The sequence below is a fragment of the Actimicrobium sp. GrIS 1.19 genome, from assembly GCF_035984655.1.
Classification (GTDB): Bacteria; Pseudomonadota; Gammaproteobacteria; order Burkholderiales; family Burkholderiaceae_D; genus Actimicrobium.
Genome location: NZ_JAXCHT010000003.1, coordinates 152,523 through 173,694 on the forward strand (window position 1 = coordinate 152,523; position 21,172 = coordinate 173,694).

The following is a 21,172-nucleotide window of genomic DNA, read 5'->3' on the forward strand; positions in this document are numbered from 1 at the left end:
AGCGAAAAAACGACGGCATGTCGACAGGGTAACAGTGTGTCTCACACTGGCGCTGCGGCGATGACGCAATTGCGACCGGCGTGCTTGGCGAGATACAGTGCCGCATCGGCGCTGCGCAACATGGCGTCGCCATCCGGATGTCCGTGCGCTTCCGCCACGCCTGCGGAAAAAGTGGCCACAAACTCGCCGGCGTCGCTTTGATGGTGCAGTTGTGCGAACGCCTTGCCGATATCGGCCAACACCTCCGTGGCGTGCTTTTGCGTCGTGGCCGGCAGCAGCACCACGAACTCCTCGCCGCCATAGCGTCCGATGATATCGCCGCGCCGCAAGCGTTGTTGCAGCAGGCGGGCCAGCGCGCGGATGACCTGGTCACCGACCGGGTGGCCGTACGTGTCATTGACCTTCTTGAAAAAATCCAGATCGATCATTGCCAGCGACAACGGCGCGGCATGGCGCTCGATGAGCGACACCTCGCGCGCCAGATGTTCCTTGATCGCAGCGTGGTTGTACAACCCGGTCAGGCTGTCGCGCGAAATCAGTCCGCGCAAGGCGCGCGAACGCTCGGCCCGGCTATCGATCGCTGCGATCAGATCCGCCGTGCCGGTTGTGTCCTGCAGCACATCGTCCGCACCGGCGGCCAACCCCTCGCGGCGGCGGTCGGCGGCGCCCTCGCGCGCCAGCAGCAGGATCGGAATTTCCATCAGCCCCGGCTCCTGGCGGATCAGTCGAATCAGGTCGAGATCACTGCACTCGGGAAGCGATAAATCGATCAGGATCAAATCCGTACTCTGCTGATCGAGCAGATTGAACAATTCCGCCGGTCGCTGCAGGAACGTCAGCTCGATGCCGCCCGCCCGCAATGCGTCGGCGCGGTCGGCGCTGGCGCTCACGTACAACACGCGCCACGGTGGACGGGCTTCGCGCCGCAACAGCTCGTCGATTTTTTCGGTCAGCATGACCGGATCAAATGGCCGGACAAGATAAGCATCGGCGCCGGCCCGAACCGCGGCCAGGCGGGATTCGAAATTGCCACGCGATGACAGGACGATCAGTCCAAAGGTACCTGCGGCGCGCAACTGCTGCAGTTGCGCCGCCGTTTGTGCGCCGGCAATGTCTTTGCCGAGATCGAGTAGCACGACGGCCGGGTTTTGCGGTCGCTCCTGCAGCGCCAGTTCGGACAGGCTGGCCAGCGTGGTCACCGGGTAGCCGAGCAGCCGCAACTGCAATGCCGTGTCGCGCAGCAGCAGTGCATTGCCGTGAATCAGGTACATGGTCGACATGCCAACAATCGATCCCGCCATTGCCTGCTCCTTTGCCTTGATAACGGCCTGATGGCCCCCTGTTTTTGGAACCATTGCCTACCCCTGCGACCACCTACTGCAAGGCTGCTGGCATGTCGTCACGCGCTGGCGCCGGCATGGGCGGGTCGGGGTTTCGGTACAACGGCATCACAACGATATACAGCGTGAAGGAAACGTTTGTAATTTACATGGAGCAAGAATAAACTAAAAGTAGCGACAGGCAGCGACTATCAGTAAGAATCCCTGTCATCAGATGCGCGCACGGCGGCGCAAAACTGTGTTCGAAGGAATCCTCATGTCTTTCCGGTCACCGCAGCGCTGCACGAACATGTTGTTCCTCATCGCGCTTGGGGCAATTCTGTCCCTGCTGCCGCGCCCGGCTGCGGCAGGCGCCGAAATCAACTGGCTGCAGCCGCGCTTTACCTATCATGCAAAAAACTATCGGTTGCAAACCGTGTTCAAGCATCTCGCACAGGACGAGCATTTGCAACTGCACGTTGCGCCCGGGATCGAGGCCCGCGTCACCGCCCGGTTCGACATGCACCCCCAACAATTGCTCGATCAGCTGGCCGCGCAGTTTCACCTTTCCTGGCGCGTCGAGGGCAAGCATCTGTTCATTGCCCCGCTGGCGCCACTTGCAGATGGTGGATTGGCATTGCGGGTCAGCCCTGCGCAATCGTTCGCCAGCCTCGCCGAGCCTGCTGCGCAGCAAGCCAGCGTGCCGGTCACGCCGCCCGCCAATCCGTTCAGGACGTGGGCCACCGCGGCCACTGACAGGACCGTCCAGAACACATTGGCGCGCTGGGCCATGGCCGCCGGCTGGCAGATGGTGTGGGAATTGCCGCAGGATTTTTCGGTGGAAGCGGCCGCCAGCGTCGACGGCTCATTCGAGGATGCGGTGACGGCCGTCATGCAGAGTCTGCAGTCGGGCGAGACGCCGGTGACAGCCATTTTTTACGATGGCAACCGGGTATTGCGCATCGTCGCCAAGGGAGCCCCATGATGCAGGCTTCACGTGTGCGCCGCGCCGCCGGCAGCGCCCTGATCGCAGTTACGCTGGCACTGCTGGGGGCATGCAGCAGCATGCAAAGTGGCATGATCGAGCGCACCAGCGCCGCCGAAACCCGCGCCTCGCAACTTGCGCGCGACACCGGCAAGCGCGATCGAACGGCGCCCGCCACGACATTGGTGCAGCACGATCCCGGCATCTGGCTGGGCCGTGGCCAACCACGTCCGAGCCAGGCGCCACTGCCGGCGATTTTCAGCCAGCCGGCCACCTTTGAGCGGTCGGTCAATTCGTTGGCAGAATTTGCCGAGCGCATCACCCTGCGTTCCGGCTTGCCCACCAAGGTGGCGCGCGACGCGACCTCGTCGGGACAAAAAACGGCCATCAGCGCCGGCGCATCGACCGTGCCGATGCTGCCGCTGCCGGGGTCGACATCGGGCAACACGAGCCAGACTACGGCCTCGCCGGTGCGAATCGACTTTTCCGGCGGCACCCTGAAAGGTTTGCTCGACACCGCCGCCGCACGCTTCGGCGTCTCGTGGAAATATGCCAACGGCGTGATCCAGTTTTTCCACACCGAGTCGCGCACCTTTCAAATTGCCGCCGTGCCCGGCGATTCAGCGCTCAGCGCGACGGTTGCCAGCGGCGCGAGTTCCGGCAGCAGCCAGGGCGACAGCACCGGCACCACCTTGAATGCCAACAACAGCCAGAACATCGCCGTCAAATCACAACTGTCGGTGTACTCCAGCATGGAAAAGGCCATCGGCATCATGCTGTCGTCAGACGGCAAGGTGGTCGCCTCGCCTGCCACCGGCTCGATCACGGTAACGGAAACGCCGGACAATCTGGAACGCATTGCGCAGTTCATCGAGCGCGAAAACCAGGCTCTGGCGCGCCAGGTCATGGTCAACGTGACGGTGCTGGCCGTGACCCTGACGCGCGGCGATAACTACGGCATCCAGTGGGACCTGGTGTACCAGTCGCTGTCGCGCAAATACGGTGTCGCCAACAGGCTCACTCCGGTTGCCGGTGCGGCCGCGCTGTCGGCGGCGATTCTCGACACCGCCAGCAGCAAGCTGGCCGGCACCTCGCTGCTGATCGAGGCGCTCGCCGAGCAGGGCCGGGTGCGGCGCGACACCTCGGCCTCGGTGGTCACCCTCAACAATCAGCCCGTGCCGGTCCAGGTGGCCAAGCAGACCAGCTACCTGAAATCGTCGCAGACCACCCAGACCGCCAATGTCGGCAGCACCACCACCCTGACGCCGGGGGTCATCACGTCCGGCTTCAACATGACGATCCTGCCCAATGTGCTGGCCAACGGGACGGTGCTGCTGCAATTCTCAACCGATATTTCATCGCTGCGCGCGTTGCGCACTGTCACCAGCAGTTCGTCATCGATTGAGTCGCCCGAGCTCGACACCCGCAATTTCCTGCAACGCGTCGCCATGAAATCCAACGAGACGCTGATCATCAGCGGCTTCGAACAGACCGAGGACAACCTGACCCAGCAAGGCACCGGCACGCCCTCGAACATGCTGCTCGGTGGCAGGCTCGGCGCCTCCAGCAGCAAGGAGGTGATCGTGATTCTGATCACCCCGGTCGCACTGCGGGCTTCCTGAACGCACCGCCGCCATGTCCATCCATACCGTTCAGATCGGCAAGACACGCTTCGTTTGCGGGCTGTTCTGGCAATCGCTGTCGCGCCCGCGCGACCTGTGGAAGGAAGCCGTGCAACTGGCGCTGAAAATCGATGCCGATCTGATGGTGCTGCGCAAGGATCATGCAATGGCGCAAGCCGGCTATGTGCATTCCAGGGATGGCGCGCGACGTGGTCAGCAGTCGCTGGCGGCGGTGATTTCGAAAACGGTCGCGCTTGAGGGCGCCCATTACGACGGGCATCAACAACCGGCCCACAATTGGCTCTGCGCGGTGCGCCTGCCGGATGGCATGTGGGCGTATTGCGCGGTGCGTGATGCCAACTTCCTGCCCAACGGCGACTTCGCCGGCAGCCGCGATGCCGTACTCGACCGACTGCAGGGCGACTATGCGCTGGGCGGCTGGAATGTGGTTATCGGCGACCCCGAACTGGAACAATATGGCTTCCACAATTTCAGTGCCAAGGCGCTCGACGATCTGCTGCCAAAACGCAAGAACGGACAACTTTTTGTGCGGCGCTGGTCGACGCTGCACCCGGTACAGCGGCGCCTGCCGCCGCTCTGGTGGTCGGGGATCGGCGCAGCGGCGCTGCTCCTGCTGGCCGGCGCGGGCTGGCTCTGGCAGCATCAGCAACGCCAGCAGGAGCAGGAACGCGCGCGTGCGCTGGAGGCGACGCGCGCCCGCCTGGCGGCCACCAATGCCAACGCACCGGCACAGAAACCCTGGCTGGCAAAACCACTGCCGCTGGAATTTGCGCGAGCCTGCCAGGCCCGCCAGCAACCTATGACCCCGGGCGGCTGGCAACTCGAGTTGTTTCAGTGCGAGCCCGACACGGTCAGTTTCAGCTGGCTGCGCAACGACGCCAACATCGCCTGGCTGCACGAACAAGTGCCCGCGGCAAAGATTGCCCCGGACGGCAACCATGCAACCGATCTCGTCGCGCTCAAGGTGAGTGCCCGCGGCGCCGACGTGCTGCTCCCGGCGGACGACATGCTGCGCCGGTTACACGCACTCAGCCAGCCGCTCGGCGTGGCCTTGAAGCTCATACCGGTGCAGCCCACGCGCCCGCCGGCCCCCAATCCCGCCGGCGCCGCAGCCGTCCCGGCGCCGCCCGCATGGAAGAGCTACATGCTGCACGCCGATCTGGCGACCCTCACGCCGCTGGCGGCGGCCGATCTGATCGACCAACCCGGCCTGCGCCTCGAACGGATTCGCTGGCGCTCGGGCGCGTGGTCCATTGAAGGAGTGGTGTATGTCAAATAGATCAATCCTGTTGCTGCTGCCAGCGCTGCTGGTGTGCCTTGGCGCGCGCGCCGAATCGACTGCCGAAGCCCTGACCAGGATCGAGGCCGAGACCCTGGTGCTGAAGGCGCAGGAACGGCAACTCGCCACCCGGGTCAAGATCCTGCAGCTGCAAACCGAGCTCAGCACACGCCAGACCAGCGCGGATCAGAATGCCCGGCCCGGCGCACCGGGCGACCCGACCACCGTGTCGATCGAGGGCATCGGCGCCGGACTGTATGCCACCCTGCAGTTCGAAAATGGCAGCCGCATCGACGTCAAGACCGGCGACCTGCTGCCCAATGGCATGCGGGTCCTGTCGATCGGCGCCAACGAAGTGATTGTCTCGGCCGACAAGCGCCAGCGGGTCAGACTGTCGCCCGGTACTGCCGCGCTGGTGTCGGCGGCCTCCGGCGGCGTGCAAACCAGCCTGAGCCTGCCGGCGCTGCCGCCGAGCGGCTACCCGGCCGTGCCGAAGCTGCCCGGCAAAGGGGGCGCGCAATGAACATGCGTGCCCGGCAAGCCGGCGAGGACCTGCTCGCGCCGATGGCCGAACCGGCGCTGACTGCGCTCGACATGCTGTCGCTGACCGTGCTCAGCGCCGACGGCGTGTTCGAAGCCAGTGCCGAGGAACGCAAGCTGCTGTGCCTGCTGTCGGACGGTCGCCTGCTGATCGCCAGCGGGCAGGAACTCAATCCGCATGTGCAGTCGTACCGGGCCCGGCTCGACCGCATGAAACGGTCGTTCACACCGGTGCACTGTTCGATCGAGCTGATCGGTCGCGCCTACCAGGGCGGCGGCAACGAGGCCGGCGCGCGCCACCAAACCCACACCATGATGCAGGTCACCGCCAAGGACCTGATGGCCAAGGGCTGCCGCGACCGCGCCTCGGACATCCACATCCGTGTCAACCGCCTGAGCACCGAGTTCTACTTTCGCATCCACAACGATCTGGTCAAGGTCGGCGGCCAGACGCGCGAGTATGGCGAACGCCTGCTGGCGACAATCTATGGCGCCATGACCACCGTCTCCGATAACTCATACAAGCCGACCGAGCGGCAGGATGCCAGCATCGGCGACCGCGACAAATTGCCCGACATGTTGTACGGCGTGCGCATCGCCACCGCACCCACCAGCGAGGGTAGCCTGATGGTGCTGCGCCTGTTGTACAACGACGCCGGCGACCACATCGATCTGCGTCCGCTCGGATTCGCCGACGCCCACGCCGACTGCATCCAGCGCTTGAAGGACCAGCCGATCGGCATGAACATCATCAGCGGCCCGACCGGCTCCGGCAAGTCGACCACGCTGCAGCGGGTGCTGGCCGGCGAGCTGCTGGAGTCGCATGGCAGGCTGCATGTGCTGACAGTGGAAGACCCGGTGGAGTATCCGATCCCCGGTGCGGTGCAAACCGCCGTCACCAACGCCAACACCGAAGCGGAACGTTCACGCCTGTTTTCGGCCGCCATTTCGAACGCCATGCGGCTCGATCCGGACACCATCATGATCGGCGAGATTCGCGATGGTGCGTCAGCCCAGAGCGCACTGCGCGCGGCCATGACCGGACACCAGATCTGGTCCACCGTCCATGCCAACAGCGCCATCGCGATCATCGACCGGCTGGTGGATCTGGGGCTGCCGCTGGCGATGGTGGCCGATCACACCGTGCTGACCGGACTGATCAGCCAGCGCCTCGCCAAACTGCTCTGCGCCGGTTGCAAGCAGCCGCTGCGCGAACATCCGGCCGACCTGTCCGCCGCGCTGATGCAACGCTTGCAGACGGCACTCGGTGCGCGCATCAAGCAGGTGTGCCTCACCGGCAGCGGCTGCAAGGCCTGCGGCGGTCACGGCACCATCGGCCGCACCGTGCTGGCCGAAGTCATTGTGCCCGACGCGCGTTTCTGCGCCTTGATGCGGGCCGGCGACAAGATTGGCGCGCTGGCCTGGTGGCACACCGAGCTGGGCGGGCGCAGCATCGTCGAGCACGCGATTGCCAAGGTCGGTGCCGGCCTGATCGATCCGCGCGTGGCGGAGAAGACCGTCGGTCATCTGGTGAGCGTGCCGCCCACCGCGCGGCCGGAGAGCTGACATGCAAATCGACCTGAACCGCTGGTGGGCCAAGGCGCAGTTTTCCGAAACTGCGCGCCTGCGGCTGTATCGCAAGATGTCGAAAATGCTGGCCAATGGTTTGCCGCTGCTGAAGATTCTGGAAGAGTTGCGCGACCGTGCTGCGCAACATGGCGAGCGGCCCAATGATCCGCTGGCGATCGTGCTGGATGATTGCCGGCGCCTGGTGCAAAACGGTCGCATGTTCGGCGAAGCGCTGGCGCCGTGGGTGCCGCCCACAGAGCACATGATCATCAGCGCCGGCGAGCAGGCCGGACAGCTCGAATCGACCTTGCTGGCAGTGGTTGACGTGGTTCAGGCCAGCAAGAAAATCAAGGGCGTGATCGTCGGCGGACTGACCTACCCGGTGGCCGTGCTGGTGCTGATCCTGTGCTACCTCTATGTGTTCGGCACGCGCGTCATTCCGGAATTCGCCAAGGTGGTCGATCCGGCCGGCTGGCATGGCGCGGCGCGCTCGTTGCATGTGATGTCACAACTGGTGCAGCAATGGATGGTGCTGCTGGTGGCGGCGATGATCGTGCTGGCGGTGCTGGTGGTGACGTCGCTGCCACGCTGGTGCGGCAACCTGCGCATGCTGTTCGATCATGTCGCACCCTGGTCGATCTACCGGCTGGTGGCAGGCAGCGGTTTCCTGACCGCGTTCGCTACGCTCCAGCATGCCGGCATCACGGTCGAACGTTCCCTGATGCGGCTGTCCGACATGGCGCAGCCATGGCTGCGCGAACGGCTCGACGGCGCGCTGCTGGGCGTCAAGTCCGGCATGAATTGCGGCGAGGCGCTGCGCAATGCCGGCTATGGCTTTCCCTCGCGCGAAGTGATCGATGACCTGTGCGTGTATGCCGAATACAAAGGCTTTTCGGCGGCGCTGAAAACCCTCGCCGACGAATGGATGGAAGAAGGCGTCGAAACCGTCTCGGCCCAGATGAAGATCCTGAATGGCCTGGCCATCGTGCTGCTGGCGATCGTGATCAGCTGGCTGGTCACCGGCTTCTTCGGCATTCAGCAGGAAATCGCAACCATGACCCGCGCAGTGCATTGATTGATCCTTTTACTGGAGATGACCATGACTGATTTTTCCCCGCAGCCTGCCGCAATCCTGTCGCGTCAACGGGGCGCATCGCTGCTCGAAGGCATCGCCTACCTGGGCATTGCCGCCATCGTGATTCTGGGTGCAGTGTCGCTGCTGACCGGCGCGTTCAGCAGTGCGCAGTCGAATCGCGTGTCGGAAGAAATCGTCTCGATCCGCACCGGCGTGAAGAAACTGTACAGCAGCCAGTCATCCGGCTACGGCACCGCGGATCTGAATGCCACGCTGGTTTCGGCCAAGGTGTTTCCCAGCACCCTGACCGCCACTGCGGCGGGTGCGGCAACCAACTCGTGGGGCGGGTCGGTCACGGTAACCGGCGCCACCTCGACCTTCAACATTGTCTACACCGGCGTGCCGCAGGATGTCTGCATCAATGCGCTCAGCGGCGCCACCGGCTGGGCCAGCATCACCGGCAATGCCAATGCTGCCATCACCACCTTTCCGGTGACGCCTGCCGACGCCGCGGCGGCCTGTTCAGTGTCGACCTCGGCAGGCAACACCATCACCTGGGCCTCGAACTGACGGCCAGCCGGCACAAGGAAACCGACCATGTGGATCGCCATCGTCTTTGTCATGTTCGCCTCGGTGATCGGTGCGCTCTCGACTGCGCCGCAGGCGACGCTCGACAGTCGTCTCGGCGAGGCACGCGCGACCAGTCTGGCGGCCAATCTGGTGGCCTATCGCAGCGGCGTGATTGCCTATGCCAATGCCCATCCCGAGCATGTCGGCATGGTGACGCAGCCGCTGTATCCCACCGGTTATGTGCCGCTCGATCCACCGCTGTGGACCAATGAGGTGCTGGCCGACGGCACCATTCTGGTGGGTGCGAGCAGCGCGCCGCCGGTCGACATCGACGACAAGATCGGCAAGCTGTCGCACCATTCCGCGCTGGCTGGCCGCGGGCGCGCCGACCCCTCCAGCGAACCGCCCGCCGGCATCCGCGGCCCGTACTGGCAAGCCCACCGGGAGTAAAACCATGCTGCCGATTCAACGCCATCGTGGCTTCACCCTGCTTGAACTGCTGGCGGCATTGGCGGTCGGGACGCTGATGCTGGTCGGTCTGACGTCGGTGCTGGATATCTCGTTGCAGGACGCGCGGGGACAACAGACTGCGCTGCATCAGGCGCAGTTCACGGCGGCCGCAACGCGCTACCTGACCGACAACTACGCCACCTTGCTCACCCGCACCGCCGGCGGCGCCACGGTCGGCATTGCGCTGGCGGATCTGAACGCGACTGGCGCGGGTTATCTGCCGGCCAGCTTTGCGGCGCAGAACGCCTACCGGCAAACGCCATGCATGCTGGTGCGCAGCCCGGCCGCCAACCAGCTCGACGCCCTGGTCGTCACCGAGGGCGGCGATGCCATTGCCGTCGGCGAGCTCGGCTACATCAGTGCCAACGCAGGAACCGGCGGCGGCGCCATCGGCCCGGCCACCCCCAATGACGGCTTGCCGCCAGTCGCGCGCGGCGCATTTGGCAGCTGGATGCTCGACAATGCCGGCCTGACCAACTTCACGAAGACAAGTTGCAGTGGCGCCGCAGCCGGCGCCGGCCATCTTGCGTCGGCAGTATTTTATGGCGGCGCCAGCCAGCTCGATGCCGACTTCCTGTATCGCAGCGCGGTCAGCGGCAAACCGGAATTGACGCAAATGAATGCGCCCCTCGGGATGGGCGCCGGCGCCATGGCGGTGGCGGGCACGGCTTGCGGCACGCGCGCAGCCATTGCAATCGATGCCAGCCGCCAGCTCCTGAGCTGCGATGCGACCGGCATCTGGATCGACAGCACCGACACCTCGCTGTGGAAAGCACCGGTTGCCACCTTCTCCGAACTGGCCCTGCTGCATGCTTCCGACCCGGCTGGCACGGTGCGCGTGGCGGCGGACACTGCCCGCGCCTACATCCATGACGGCGCCAGCACCTGGACCGCGCTGGCGGTGGACGAACTTGGCAATCTGCACATGGAAGGCCATCTGCGCGCGGACGGCAATATCACTGCTGGCGTGGATGTCACTGCCGGGCGCGACGTCAGCGCCCTGCGCGACAGCATTGCCACCAACGACATGCGCGCCTCCGGCGTGTTCGCACAGGATGCGGCCGGCTCGCGATCCTTTTCGATTTACGGCCGCTTTACGGTCGGCGACCGCTGCAATTATGTCGCACCGGACCGGCGTGGAAACATGGTGCTCAATCTCGACATTGGCACGCTGGCCGCCGACGCCTCCGGCATCACCCTGATGTGCCAGCCCGACAGCACCGGCAGCGAGGGCCATTTTGTCTATATGGACAATACCTTTGCGCCCCCCCGCCCGGCGCGCCGCTGCCGCCACCAACGCCACCGTAACCGCGACGCGCCGCCATGCACGCATTGCCATCCCTCCGCCGCGCTCGCACTGCCGCCATCCTGCTTGGCGTGTTTGCCGCGACCGTGCTGTGTGCCTCGCCGGCGCGCGCGTGCTGGGAGGAGGCCGGGCTGCGCTACGGCGTCAATCCGACCCTGCTGTACGCGATTGCCCGCACCGAATCGGGCCTGAATCCGAACGCGATCAACCGCAACCGCAACGGCAGCTATGACCTCGGCCTGATGCAGATCAACAGCCGCTGGTTTCCAACCTTGCGCCGCTACGGCATCGACGAACAGCAACTGCGCCAGCCGTGCGTAAGCATTCATGTCGGCGCCTGGATCCTGGCGCAGAACATGCAACGGCTGGGCAATTCCTGGGAAGCAGTCGGCGCTTACAACGCCACCCAGCCGACGCAGCGCCTCGCCTATGCGCGACGGGTGCTGCAAAACCTTCCTCGCATCCCGGGCGAGCCGCAGTGATTGATACAGGAGAGTCAAGATGATTGCGCCGACAGTTGTGTTTCGCGACCTGCTCGAAGAAATCCTCGAACTGGTGAGCATCGGCAAGGTGTTCACCGATATCCACATCGAAGAAAACGCCCCGATGATGGTCAAGACGCCGCGCAAGTGGCAAGCCATCGGCAGCGAACCAGTGCAGCGCGAAGAGATGATTCCGCTGCTGTCGGCCATTGATCTGGAATGGGAAGAGCGCATCGCCGAGGGGGCGATCGACCGCTCGTTCCTGCTCACGCAATGCCGGCTGCGCTGCAATGTGTACCACTGCGGCTCGCGCGAAAAAATCACGATCTCGCTACGGCGCCTGCCGCTGCATCCGATCTCGATCGAAAAAACCGGGCTGCCGCTGTATGTGCGCAGCATGCTCGAAGCCACGCGCGGCATCATTCTCGTCACCGGCTCGACCGGCTCGGGCAAGACCACCACGATTGCCGCGATGCTGGATTATTTCAACAGCTCGCGCAGCAGTCACATCATCACCATCGAGGAGCCGATCGAATACCAACTGCAACGCAAGCAGTCGATCATTTCGCACAAGGAGGTTCCCACGGACACGGCCAGTTTTTCGTCCGGCCTGCGCGAGGCGATGCGGCAGAATCCGGACATCATCATGGTCGGCGAAATTCGCGATTTCGAGACCGCCGATACCCTGCTGCATGCCGGCGAATCGGGTCATCTGGTGCTGGCCACCATGCATACCAACAGTGCGCTGACGGCGATTTCCAAACTGCTATCGTTCTTCCGCCCGGATCAGCGCGACCAGCTTGCGGCAACCCTGGCCAGCGCACTGGTCGGGGTAATCTGCCAAAGCCTGGTGCCGACCGAAAACGGTGAAGCGCTGGCGCTGGCCAGCGAAATGATCTTCAACAACAACCAGCAGGTGGCCGGCCTGATTGCCGACGCGACCAAATTCCACATGCTGGCCGACTTCATGAAGCGCAAGGAAGACAACATGTCGCGCAGTCTCAATGATGCACTGGCCCAGCTGGTAATCAAGAAGACGGTCAGTCCGAAAGACGCCATGCGCGCCGCCTACAACCGCGCCGAACTGCATGACATGATCAGCGGGGTGCGCAACTGACGATCTCACCCCACCGTCCTGCAGGCCTGCGACTCAGCGAATCTTGCCCATCAGTTCTTCGGCGTCGGCGATGAACGGCGTGCGGGTGAGTCGATTGAACAGGCACAGGACCTGACCGCGCTGGGAGCGCGGATGGGTTTGCGGATACAGCCCGGTAATGACGACGGCGCTGACGCCGGCACGTTCGTCAAACTCGATGACCTTGCCGACCGGCTTGGGATTGCGCAGCTGGCTGATCTCGCTGCAGCTTTCGATGACTTCGGTCTCATGCTCGGTCCATTGCGGCGCCGACGCACCCATTGCTGAGCCCGCCAGCAGCAGCATGCCGATCAGACTGATCCGTGTTGCCGTAACTTTGCTGTTCAATTGCCACTCCCTTGGTTGCAAACTGCCCTGATTCTACGCATTGCAGGACGAATGTGCCGATGCATTTGCGGCAACTGCCGCCTGCGCCGCAAAACGAATCGAGCTGGAAATGGCATGGTTGGCCCGCGCGGCGCTGACAATGTTACATGGACAGAATTTTCTGCGTTTCTTTTTATGCGGCAAAGCATTACTTGCACAGAAGAAAAACAGGCACTTATAATCCCACGCTGGTCTTAGTGCTTTTCGTTAACCAACGAATAACGCAAAGTCATCCAGCCTGCTACCAAAAGGCGAATTTGCCCTGTACTACCTTACCTGGGAATATCGCGCATGAATTTGCTCAAAATGAAAGTCGGCACGAGACTGGCGCTCGGATTTGCATTGGTCCTGGCGCTGCTTACCGTCGTGACCGTCCTTGGCATCAGCCGCATGTCGCAAATCCAGGATCGGCTCGAAAACGTCGTCAAGCAAAAAAACGTCGAGACCCGCATGGTCATCGACATGCGCACGATGCTCAATGACCGCACGGTCTCGTTGCGCGGCCTGACGTTGCTGACCGATCCGGCCGACATGCAGCCGGAATTTGAGCGGATCAAGGAGCAAACGCGCAAGTACAGCGAAGCCGAGGCACGCCTGGCCGCCATGTTCAAGAGCGACGCCGGCACCGCCCCCGAGGAAATCGCCCTGCTGGCAGCCATCAAGGACAGCGAGAACACCGGCGTTCCACTGATCGCCAAGACGATCGAACTGTTCGTCGCCAACAAGCCCGAAGACGCGACCAAAGTGCTGATCAAGGAACTGCGCCCGTTGCAGAAAAAATGGAGCCAGTCGCTGGATGACCTGTCGACCCTGGAAGACAAGCGCAATGCCGATTCCGCGACTGATGCGCGCGCCTCGTTCGACAATGCCCGCACCCTGATGCTCGGCCTGGGTGTGTTTGCCCTGATCATCGGCGTGCTGGCCGCCTGGGTAATCACGCGCGGACTGCTGCGCCAGCTCGGTGGCGAGCCCGACTATGCCGCCACCATTGCTGGCCGGATTGCCAGCGGTGATCTGGCCTCGAGCATCGACACTGCGGCGGCCGATCAATCGAGCCTGCTGATGGAAATGAAAGCCATGCGCGACAGCCTGGTCAATATCGTCGGCCAGGTGCGTATCGGCACCGACACCATTGCCACCGCGTCCAGCGAAATCGCAGCCGGCAATCTTGACCTGTCGTCGCGTACCGAGCAACAAGCCAGCTCGCTGGAAAAGACCGCCTCCTCGATGGAAGAGCTGACCGCGACCGTCAAGCAGAACGCCGACAACGCGCATGAAGCCAACGATCTGGCCGCGTCGGCCTCCGAGGTCGCCCGCAAGGGTGGCCTGGTGGTGTCGCAAGTGGTCGCCACCATGGGCTCGATCAATGACTCGTCGCGCAAGATCGTCGACATCATCAGCGTCATCGACGGCATCGCCTTTCAAACCAATATTCTTGCGCTCAATGCCGCAGTCGAAGCGGCCCGGGCCGGCGAGCAGGGCCGCGGTTTTGCCGTGGTGGCCGCCGAGGTGCGCAATCTAGCCCAGCGCAGCGCCGCTGCCGCCAAGGAAATCAAGACCCTGATCGGCGACTCGGTCGACAAGGTCGACGCCGGTACCCGACTGGTCGACCAGGCCGGCGCCACCATGGGCGAAGTCGTCGACAGCATCAAGCGCGTCACCGACATCATGAGCGAAATCACCCACGCCAGCGCCGAGCAAAGCGCCGGCATCGAGCAGGTCAACCAGGCCATCATCGAAATGGATAGCGTGACCCAGCAAAACGCCGCGCTGGTCGAGCAGGCCGCTGCAGCCGCACAAAGCCTGCAAAACCAGGCCGCCGAACTGGCCCAGGTGGTTGGCGTATTCAAGCTCGACGGCAGCCAGATCAAGGCAGTCGCCGCGCCGCGTCCGTCGGCCGCCGTTGCCAAACTGGCGCGCCCCAAGACCACCGCGATCAGCACTGCACCGACGGCCACGCCCCCTGCCCGAGCACAAAAGAAACTGGCCGCGACGGGCAGCAATGGCGATGACTGGGAAGAATTCTAAGCTCTCGCCACACCATTGATATTTCTTGACCCCTTACCCAACACGAGCCCCTTGATGACAACGCAACGCATGATTTTCTCCCTGATCGCCCTGGCGGTCAGCTTCGGCGCCCATGCCGCCGACACCCTCGCGGTGATCGACCCCAAAGTCCCATGCGAACCGCCGGCCTATCCGCGCGCATCGCTGGTCAATGAAGAAAAAGGTGTCGTCACGCTGGCCATGCAGGTCGGCCCCGACGGCGTGGTGGCCGAGTCGAAAGTTGAAAAAAGCAGCGGCTTCAAGAATCTTGACAAGGCGGCGCTGAAGGCGCTCAGCGCCTGCAAGTTCAAACCCGGCACCAAGGATGGCAAGGCCGAGTTATCGTGGACCAAGGTCGAGTACAACTGGAAACTGGACTAACCGACAGCCCTCCTCAATCGTCCGTTGCCGCCAGCCGGATGGTGTATTGCGTGCCCTTTTCGTCGCGCACGATCGTCAACATTTTTTGCCGCTGTGCGTCCTGCACCAGTTCCTTGAACGACTTGTAGCCATACGCCGACTCATTGAATCCGGGACGGCGGCGCTGCATCGTCGACTTGACCATCGAGGCCCAGATCTTTTCGTCGGAACCGCGCTCGGCGATCAGTGCCTCGACCGTTTCGACCAGAAAATCGAATAGCTCCATACGCCGCTCGTCGCTGGACGATGGCACCTCCGCAGGCTTGTTTTCCTTCGAAGCCGTCCTGGCGGCGACCTTCCTGGCGGCCGGTTTCCGGCGCGCTTCCTGGGCCTGCACCAGATCATCGTAAAAAATGAACTCGTCGCAATTCGCACTCAGCAGATCCGAGGTCGAATCCTTGACCCCGACACCGATGACGCGCTTGTTGTTTTCGCGCAGTTTCGACACCAGCGGTGAAAAATCCGAATCGCCGCTGATGATCACGAAGGTGTCGACATGGGCCTTGGTATAACAAAGGTCCAGCGCATCGACCACCATGCGGATATCGGCGGAGTTCTTGCCCGACTGACGCACGTGCGGGATCTCGATCAATTCGAACGCCGCTTCATGCATTGGCGCCTTGAAATCCTTGTAACGATCCCAGTCGCAGTAGGCCTTCTTGACCACGATGCTGCCCTTGAGCAGCAGGCGCTCCAGCACCTTGCGAATGTCAAAGGCGGCGAACTTGGCGTCGCGCACGCCAAGCGCGACGTTTTCAAAATCGCAAAACAGCGCCATGTTGGTGATTTCCGGTTGCCCCGCCATACAGTTGCTCCTTATCCGTTGAATTAAACCGGCTGGCCGCGCCGTCCGTGGAACTCGTCAATTCGGCTTGCCACTTATCGAAGACACGCTCTCCGGCGCAATGTAGCGCACCGGGCCTTTTTAACATGCTGGACACTTTCTGGGGGCCTCATGGACGATCTGGATCCGCTGATCAGGGAAGTCATCGCCGATTCACGCGAGCAAATTGGCCGCGATATCGTTCCGCTGCGCGAATGGATAAAACTCCAGTCTGCCGCCGATCTCAGGGACGACCGCCTTGACGAAGCCCATCACACACTTGCGCAGCGCGTCTACAACCGCGCGATGCATACCGGCGACGTTGAACACCAGGCCGACAATGAGGAACTGCACGCTTACATGATCGAGGCGCATCACGTGCGCGGTGTTGTACCGCCCGGTATTCTTGAGGTGTACGACGGTATCCAGCGCATGGCCAGCGCGATTGTCGACGTCGACATGTTCCGCGAGCTGTGGAACGAAAAACGCCGCGAACTGTACTACCAGAATCTGGCCGACAGCTGCGACGCGTCCGAACTGTATTGATTGACCGGCAGGCGTGGCGCCGTGCCGAACCGGGCGTATCTTAGTCGAACTGGCTGAAGTCCGGCTTGCGCTTCTGGAAAAAGGCTGCGAAGGCTTCCTTGGCTTCCGGCGCCGACAGCATTGCGCCGAAGTACTTCGACTCTTCCGTCATCTGCGCCTCGATGGCCGTGATGTGCTCGGCTTTCATGAGCCGCTTGGTGGCGCGAATCGATGAGGCCGGCAGGGCCGCCAGTTTCATGGCCTGGTCGCGCGCAAAATCATTGACCTTGTCGTCAGCCACGACCTTGTTGACCAACCCCATCTGGTGCGCCTCATCAGCCAGAAACGGCTCGCCCAGCATCAGCTTTTCGGCCGCACGCTGGTAACCGACAATTTGCGGGAACAGCAGGCTGGAAGCCGCCTCCGGGCACAAACCCAGCTGCGAGAACGGCATCGAGAATTTCGCCGACTCGGCCGCATACACCAGATCGCAATGCATCAGCAGCGTGGTGCCGATCCCGACCGCCGCGCCCGACACCGCCGCCACGATCGGCTTGCCGGCATGGCTGATATTCCACAGGAACCGATACACCGGCGCATCGACGCCCTGCGGCGGATTTTTCATGAAATCTTCCAGATCATTGCCGGCCGTGAAAATCTGCGGCAGGCCGATGATCAGGATGGCGCGCACTTCGGCGTCACTCTCGGCGTCTTTTAGCGCGTCGGCCATGGTCTGATACATCGCGCCGGTGATGGCGTTTTTCTTTTCCGGCCGGTTGAATTGCATCGTCAGGATGCGGTGTTCTTTGCTGATCAGGATATCCATGTGTGCTCCGCGTAAGGGGGATGCTGCGTAAAAAAGCCGCACAGCATTGCTGCGTGCGGCTTCTGTGTGGATGATGCGATTACATCCGCTCGAAAATTCCTGCCGCACCCATGCCGGTGCCGACGCACATGGTGACCATGCCGTATTTCAGGTTGTTGCGACGCATCGCATGAATCACCGTGGCGGACCGGATCGCGCCGGTTGCGCCGAGCGGATGGCCGAGTGCAATCGCACCGCCCATCGGATTGACCTTGGCCGGATCGAGGCCAAGATCACCCATCACCGCCAGCGCCTGGGCGGCGAAGGCCTCGTTGAGTTCGAACCAGTCGATCTGGTCCTGCGTCAGGCCACCGGCACGCAATGCGGCCGGGATGGCTTCCTTCGGACCGATGCCCATGATCTCCGGCGGCACGCCACGCACCGCGAACGAGACGAAACGCGCCAGTGGCGTCAGGTTGAATTCCTTCAGGATTTTTTCGCTGACCAGGATCAAGGCGCCGGCGCCGTCCGAGGTCTGCGAGCTGTTGCCAGCCGTGACCGATCCCTTGGCGGCAAACACCGGCTTGAGTTTGGCCAGCGACGCCAAGCTGGAATCGGCGCGCGCACCTTCGTCGCGGTTGACGGTGCGGTGGCTGATGTCGATCTGGCCGGTGGACAGATTCGGCGTGCGTTCAATGATGTCGAAGGCGGTGGTCTCGGCATCGAAGTAACCGGCCTGCTGCGCCGCGATGGCCTTGAGGTGCGATTGCAACGCGAATTCATCCTGCGCTTCGCGCGAGACTTTCCACTGCTGCGCCACCTTCTCTGCGGTCAGGCCCATGCCGTACGCCATGCCGACATTTTCATCCTTGAAGATGTCCATGTTCATCGACGGATGGAAACCCATCATCGGCACCATCGACATCGATTCGACGCCGGCAGCGATCATCACATCGGCCTGGCCGACGCGAATGCGGTCCGCCGCCATCGCCACGGCCGTGATGCCGGAGGCGCAGTAGCGGTTGACGGTGACGCCGCCCACGGTTTTCGGCAGGCCCGCCAGCAGCACCGCCATGCGGCCGATGTTCAGGCCTTGTGCGCCTTCGGGAAACGAGCAGCCGACAATGGCGTCCTCGATGGTTTTCGGGTCCAGCGTCGGCACTTGCGACAGCGCCGACTGGATGACGCGTGCCAGCAGGTCGTCCGGACGGGTATTCTTGAACATGCCGCGCGGCGCCTTGCCGATCGGCGTGCGGGTGGCCGCAACGATGTAGGCGTCTTGAAGTTGTTTGGTCATTGGATTCTCCAGGTGTTTCCTGTTTTGGTGTCTGAATCGGGGCCGCGCCGTGCGGCCCCGTAGCGCATTAGTTACGAACCGGCTTACCGGTCTGCATCATCCCCATGATCCGTTCCTGGGTCTTTGGATGATTCAGCAGTTCCATGAAGGCCTTGCGTTCGAGGTCAAGCAACCACTGTTCGTTGACCAGGCTGCCTTCTTCGATTTCGCCGCCACTGACAATTTCAGCGATCATCGCGCCAAGCTTGTAGTCATGCGCCGAGATGAAGCCGCCATCGCGCATGTTGACCAGTTGCGCCGTGACGGTGGCCATGCCATAGCGGCCAGCCACCGGCACCAATGCTTTCATCGGTGCGCGATAGCCGGCGTCGAACATCGCCCGTGCCTCGACCTTGGCCACATGCAGCAATTCGTAGGCGTTGAAGACGATCACGTCGTTGGCCGACAGGTAACCCATCTTCTGCGCTTCGATGGCCGACTTCGAGACCGCCGCTGTCGCTGCGTGGGTGAATGAGTTCTTCAGGAATTGCAGCAGGTCGTTGCCCTTGGCGTCTGCCGCTGCCCGCACGGCCGCTTCCTTCAGTCCGCCGCCGGCCGGGATCAGGCCAACGCCGACTTCGACCAGACCGATATACGACTCGATCGAGGCAACCCGTTTGGCAGCGTGCATCATCAACTCGCAACCGCCGCCCAGCGCCAGCCCGGCAACGGCTGCCACGACCGGCACGTTGGCGTATTTAAGCGCCTGATGTGCTTGCTGCAACTTGGCGATTTCCGGTTCGATCGCCTTGATGCCGCCGGACATGAACAACGGCAGCATCGATTGCAGATCGGCGCCGGCCGAGAACGCGCCGCCTTCGGCTGCATCGGCACTCCAGATCACCAGGCCCTTGAAATTGGCTTCGGCTTCGGCAATCGCCTTCGACAGCCCGGCGATGACGCCCTGGCCGATCACGTGCATCTTGGTCTTCAGCGACAGGATCAAAATCTCGTCGCCCTGATGCCAGATGCGCACGGACTCATCTTCGAACACGGTGGTGCCGGCGGTCTTGCCGTCCACGGCATCGGCGCCCAGCACGGCGGCACGGAATGCCTGGCGCTGGTACACCGGCAGGGTCGAGCGACCGATGTTGGCCTTGCTGGCAGGCGAGAACGAACCGTCGGCGCCATGCACGCCGGTACGGCCATCAAACACCCAGTCCGGCAACGGTGCGGTCGACAAGGCCTTGCCGGCATCGATGTCTTCCTTGACCCAGGTGGCGACCTGCTGCCAGCCGGCTGCTTGCCATGTCTCGAAGGGTCCGAGGTTCCAGCCGAAACCCCAACGCAGCGCGAAGTCGACATCGCGCGCATTGTCGGCGATCGATTCCAGGTGGACCGCGATGTAATGAAACGCGTCACGGAAAATCGCCCACAGGAACTGCGCCTGCGGATTGGTCGAATCGTGCAGCGCCTTCATGCGCTTGGCCGGGTCCTTGTCCTTCAGGATGCGCGCCACCAGATCGTCGGCCTTGCCGCCGCCGGTGACATACTCGCCCTTGGCGGCGTCGATGCGCTGGATGTCCTTGCCGACCTTTTTGTAAAATCCGGCGCCGGCCTTCTGGCCCAGCGCGCCCTGCTCGATCAGCTTGGCCAGCAGCGGCGGCGTGGCGTAGCTGCTGTAGAACGGATCGTCTTTCAGGTTGTCCTGCATGGTCTTGATCACATGTCCCATCGTGTCCAGCCCGACCACATCGGCGGTACGGAACGTGCCCGACTTGGCGCGACCGAGCTTGGCGCCGGTCAGGTCATCGACGACATCGACCGACAGACCGAATTTCTCGGCTTCGTGGATGGTGGCCAGCATGCCGAAGATACCGACGCGATTGGCGATGAAGTTCGGTGTATCGATGGCGCGCACGACGCCCTTGCCGAGGGTCGAGGCCAGGAAGCTTTCCAGCTGATCGAGGATTTCCGGCCGGGTCGACACGGTCGGAATCAGCTCGACCAGATGCATGTAGCGCGGCGGGTTGAAGAAATGCACGCCGCAAAAGCGCGCCTTCAGTTCGGCGTCAAAACCTTCCGACAATGCGGTGATCGACAGGCCCGAGGTGTTCGACGCAAAGATCGCGTTCGGCGCAATGTGCGGGGCGACTTTCTTGTACAGGTCGTGCTTCCAGTCCATCCGTTCGGCGATGGCTTCGATGATCAGGTCGCAACCTGCGAGCAGCGCCAGATCGTCTTCATAGTTGGCGACTTCGATCAGGGCGGCGTCATCCTTGTTGCCCAGCGGGGCCGGGCTGAGCTTTTTCAGATTCTCGATGGCGCGCAGCACGATGCCGTTCTTGGCGCCTTCCTTGGCCGGCAGATCAAACAACACAACCGGGACCCGGGCGTTGATGCAATGCGCAGCAATCTGCGCACCCATCACGCCGGCGCCGAGTACGGCGACTTTTTTGACGATGAAATTGGACATG

General features: G+C 62.9%; 20 protein-coding genes and 1 pseudogene. 15 read left to right on the forward strand and 6 right to left on the reverse strand.

All coding sequences use genetic code 11. From position 1 onward, the window contains the following. Positions 1–41: 41 nt before the first annotated feature. Complete coding sequence (locus RCH09_RS03970; protein WP_326939750.1) at positions 42–1,301, reverse strand: GGDEF domain-containing protein; 1,260 nt, start codon at positions 1,299–1,301, stop codon at positions 42–44. Between the two features lie 295 nt (positions 1,302–1,596). On the opposite strand from RCH09_RS03970, the gene RCH09_RS03975 reads away from it, so the two are divergent. The 11 genes from RCH09_RS03975 to RCH09_RS04025 are packed head-to-tail and all read left to right on the forward strand — an operon-like array spanning position 1,597 to position 12,395. Continuing rightward, complete coding sequence (locus RCH09_RS03975; RefSeq protein WP_326939751.1) at positions 1,597–2,304, forward strand: toxin co-regulated pilus biosynthesis Q family protein; 708 nt, start codon at positions 1,597–1,599, stop codon at positions 2,302–2,304. Further along, positions 2,304–3,926, forward strand: a complete 1,623-nt coding sequence (gene pilN, locus RCH09_RS03980; protein ID WP_326939752.1) for a PilN family type IVB pilus formation outer membrane protein — start codon at positions 2,304–2,306, stop codon at positions 3,924–3,926. The genes RCH09_RS03975 and pilN overlap by 1 nt, the downstream gene beginning before the upstream one ends. Before the next feature lie 13 nt (positions 3,927–3,939). After that, positions 3,940–5,226 (forward strand): type 4b pilus protein PilO2, encoded by a 1,287-nt coding sequence (gene pilO2, locus RCH09_RS03985; RefSeq protein WP_326939753.1) that lies wholly within the window; start codon positions 3,940–3,942, stop codon positions 5,224–5,226. Further along, positions 5,216–5,749, forward strand: coding sequence for a type IV pilus biogenesis protein PilP (pilP, locus tag RCH09_RS03990; protein ID WP_326939754.1), 534 nt, complete (start codon positions 5,216–5,218; stop codon positions 5,747–5,749). The genes pilO2 and pilP overlap by 11 nt, the downstream gene beginning before the upstream one ends. Beyond that, positions 5,746–7,332, forward strand: coding sequence for a GspE/PulE family protein (locus RCH09_RS03995; RefSeq protein ID WP_442784999.1), 1,587 nt, complete (start codon positions 5,746–5,748; stop codon positions 7,330–7,332). The genes pilP and RCH09_RS03995 overlap by 4 nt, the downstream gene beginning before the upstream one ends. A gap of 1 nt (position 7,333) precedes the next feature. After that, positions 7,334–8,410 carry a type II secretion system F family protein gene (locus RCH09_RS04000; protein ID WP_326939755.1) on the forward strand — a complete coding sequence of 359 codons (1,077 nt, stop codon included), beginning with the start codon at positions 7,334–7,336 and terminating at the stop codon, positions 8,408–8,410. Between the two features lie 24 nt (positions 8,411–8,434). Then, on the forward strand, positions 8,435–8,980 hold the full coding sequence (locus tag RCH09_RS04005; RefSeq protein WP_326939756.1) for a type 4 pilus major pilin: 546 nt from the start codon (positions 8,435–8,437) through the stop codon (positions 8,978–8,980). 27 nt (positions 8,981–9,007) lie between these two features. Beyond that, positions 9,008–9,430, forward strand: a complete 423-nt coding sequence (locus RCH09_RS04010) for a hypothetical protein (RefSeq protein ID WP_326939757.1) — start codon at positions 9,008–9,010, stop codon at positions 9,428–9,430. A 4-nt stretch (positions 9,431–9,434) separates the two neighbouring features. Further along, positions 9,435–10,988 (forward strand): shufflon system plasmid conjugative transfer pilus tip adhesin PilV, encoded by a 1,554-nt coding sequence (gene pilV / locus RCH09_RS04015; RefSeq protein ID WP_326939758.1) that lies wholly within the window; start codon positions 9,435–9,437, stop codon positions 10,986–10,988. After that, a complete protein-coding gene (locus tag RCH09_RS04020; protein WP_326939844.1) occupies positions 10,883–11,278 on the forward strand; it encodes a lytic transglycosylase domain-containing protein in 396 nt (131 codons plus the stop codon). The genes pilV and RCH09_RS04020 overlap by 106 nt, the downstream gene beginning before the upstream one ends. A 19-nt stretch (positions 11,279–11,297) precedes the next feature. Then, the gene (locus RCH09_RS04025; protein WP_326939759.1) at positions 11,298–12,395 is read left to right on the forward strand and encodes a type IV pilus twitching motility protein PilT; all 1,098 of its coding nucleotides are present in this window, start codon (positions 11,298–11,300) and stop codon (positions 12,393–12,395) included. Positions 12,396–12,428: 33 nt separating this feature from the next. Here the strand turns inward: RCH09_RS04025 and RCH09_RS04030 are convergent, their stop codons facing one another. Then, the gene (locus tag RCH09_RS04030; protein ID WP_326939760.1) at positions 12,429–12,761 is read right to left on the reverse strand and encodes a hypothetical protein; all 333 of its coding nucleotides are present in this window, start codon (positions 12,759–12,761) and stop codon (positions 12,429–12,431) included. 40 nt (positions 12,762–12,801) lie between these two features. Here RCH09_RS04030 and RCH09_RS04035 point away from each other — a divergent pair, with 40 nt between their 5' ends. The 3 genes from RCH09_RS04035 (at position 12,802) to RCH09_RS04045 (ending at position 15,227) form a co-directional block, all read left to right on the forward strand. Continuing rightward, entirely contained in the window at positions 12,802–12,981 is a 180-nt protein-coding gene (locus RCH09_RS04035; protein ID WP_326939761.1) for a hypothetical protein, read from the forward strand. A 110-nt stretch (positions 12,982–13,091) separates the two neighbouring features. After that, entirely contained in the window at positions 13,092–14,828 is a 1,737-nt protein-coding gene (locus tag RCH09_RS04040; protein ID WP_326939762.1) for a methyl-accepting chemotaxis protein, read from the forward strand. Between the two features lie 54 nt (positions 14,829–14,882). Continuing rightward, positions 14,883–15,227, forward strand: a complete 345-nt coding sequence (locus tag RCH09_RS04045) for an energy transducer TonB (protein ID WP_326939763.1) — start codon at positions 14,883–14,885, stop codon at positions 15,225–15,227. Positions 15,228–15,261: 34 nt separating this feature from the next. Here the strand turns inward: RCH09_RS04045 and RCH09_RS04050 are convergent. Then, positions 15,262–16,071 (reverse strand): annotated as a pseudogene (locus RCH09_RS04050) (NYN domain-containing protein); the annotation flags it as partial. Positions 16,072–16,221: 150 nt separating this feature from the next. Here RCH09_RS04050 and RCH09_RS04055 point away from each other — a divergent pair. After that, entirely contained in the window at positions 16,222–16,635 is a 414-nt protein-coding gene (locus RCH09_RS04055) for a hypothetical protein (protein WP_326939764.1), read from the forward strand. Positions 16,636–16,675: 40 nt separating this feature from the next. On the opposite strand, the gene RCH09_RS04060 is transcribed toward RCH09_RS04055, so the two are convergent. From RCH09_RS04060 to RCH09_RS04070, 3 genes are all read right to left on the reverse strand, one after another. Beyond that, complete coding sequence (locus RCH09_RS04060) at positions 16,676–17,440, reverse strand: enoyl-CoA hydratase (RefSeq protein ID WP_326939765.1); 765 nt, start codon at positions 17,438–17,440, stop codon at positions 16,676–16,678. Positions 17,441–17,519: 79 nt separating this feature from the next. Further along, a complete protein-coding gene (locus RCH09_RS04065) occupies positions 17,520–18,716 on the reverse strand; it encodes an acetyl-CoA C-acyltransferase (protein WP_326939766.1) in 1,197 nt (398 codons plus the stop codon). A gap of 67 nt (positions 18,717–18,783) precedes the next feature. Then, entirely contained in the window at positions 18,784–21,171 is a 2,388-nt protein-coding gene (locus RCH09_RS04070; protein ID WP_326939767.1) for a 3-hydroxyacyl-CoA dehydrogenase/enoyl-CoA hydratase family protein, read from the reverse strand. Position 21,172: the final 1 nt, after the last annotated feature.

Bases quoted from the DNA above. Each gene is read 5' to 3' on its own strand.
- RCH09_RS03970 (WP_326939750.1), bottom strand. From the start codon at position 1,301: ATGGCGGGATCGATTGTTGGCATGTCGACCATGTACCTGATTCACGGC.
- RCH09_RS03975 (WP_326939751.1), top strand. From the start codon at position 1,597: ATGTCTTTCCGGTCACCGCAGCGCTGCACGAACATGTTGTTCCTCATC.
- pilN (WP_326939752.1), top strand. From the start codon at position 2,304: ATGCAGGCTTCACGTGTGCGCCGCGCCGCCGGCAGCGCCCTGATCGCA.
- pilO2 (WP_326939753.1), top strand. From the start codon at position 3,940: ATGTCCATCCATACCGTTCAGATCGGCAAGACACGCTTCGTTTGCGGG.
- pilP (WP_326939754.1), top strand. From the start codon at position 5,216: ATGTCAAATAGATCAATCCTGTTGCTGCTGCCAGCGCTGCTGGTGTGC.
- RCH09_RS03995 (WP_442784999.1), top strand. From the start codon at position 5,746: ATGAACATGCGTGCCCGGCAAGCCGGCGAGGACCTGCTCGCGCCGATG.
- RCH09_RS04000 (WP_326939755.1), top strand. From the start codon at position 7,334: ATGCAAATCGACCTGAACCGCTGGTGGGCCAAGGCGCAGTTTTCCGAA.
- RCH09_RS04005 (WP_326939756.1), top strand. From the start codon at position 8,435: ATGACTGATTTTTCCCCGCAGCCTGCCGCAATCCTGTCGCGTCAACGG.
- RCH09_RS04010 (WP_326939757.1), top strand. From the start codon at position 9,008: ATGTGGATCGCCATCGTCTTTGTCATGTTCGCCTCGGTGATCGGTGCG.
- pilV (WP_326939758.1), top strand. From the start codon at position 9,435: ATGCTGCCGATTCAACGCCATCGTGGCTTCACCCTGCTTGAACTGCTG.
- RCH09_RS04025 (WP_326939759.1), top strand. From the start codon at position 11,298: ATGATTGCGCCGACAGTTGTGTTTCGCGACCTGCTCGAAGAAATCCTC.
- RCH09_RS04040 (WP_326939762.1), top strand. From the start codon at position 13,092: ATGAATTTGCTCAAAATGAAAGTCGGCACGAGACTGGCGCTCGGATTT.
- RCH09_RS04045 (WP_326939763.1), top strand. From the start codon at position 14,883: ATGACAACGCAACGCATGATTTTCTCCCTGATCGCCCTGGCGGTCAGC.
- RCH09_RS04055 (WP_326939764.1), top strand. From the start codon at position 16,222: ATGGACGATCTGGATCCGCTGATCAGGGAAGTCATCGCCGATTCACGC.
- RCH09_RS04060 (WP_326939765.1), bottom strand. From the start codon at position 17,440: ATGGATATCCTGATCAGCAAAGAACACCGCATCCTGACGATGCAATTC.
- RCH09_RS04065 (WP_326939766.1), bottom strand. From the start codon at position 18,716: ATGACCAAACAACTTCAAGACGCCTACATCGTTGCGGCCACCCGCACG.
- RCH09_RS04070 (WP_326939767.1), bottom strand. From the start codon at position 21,171: ATGTCCAATTTCATCGTCAAAAAAGTCGCCGTACTCGGCGCCGGCGTG.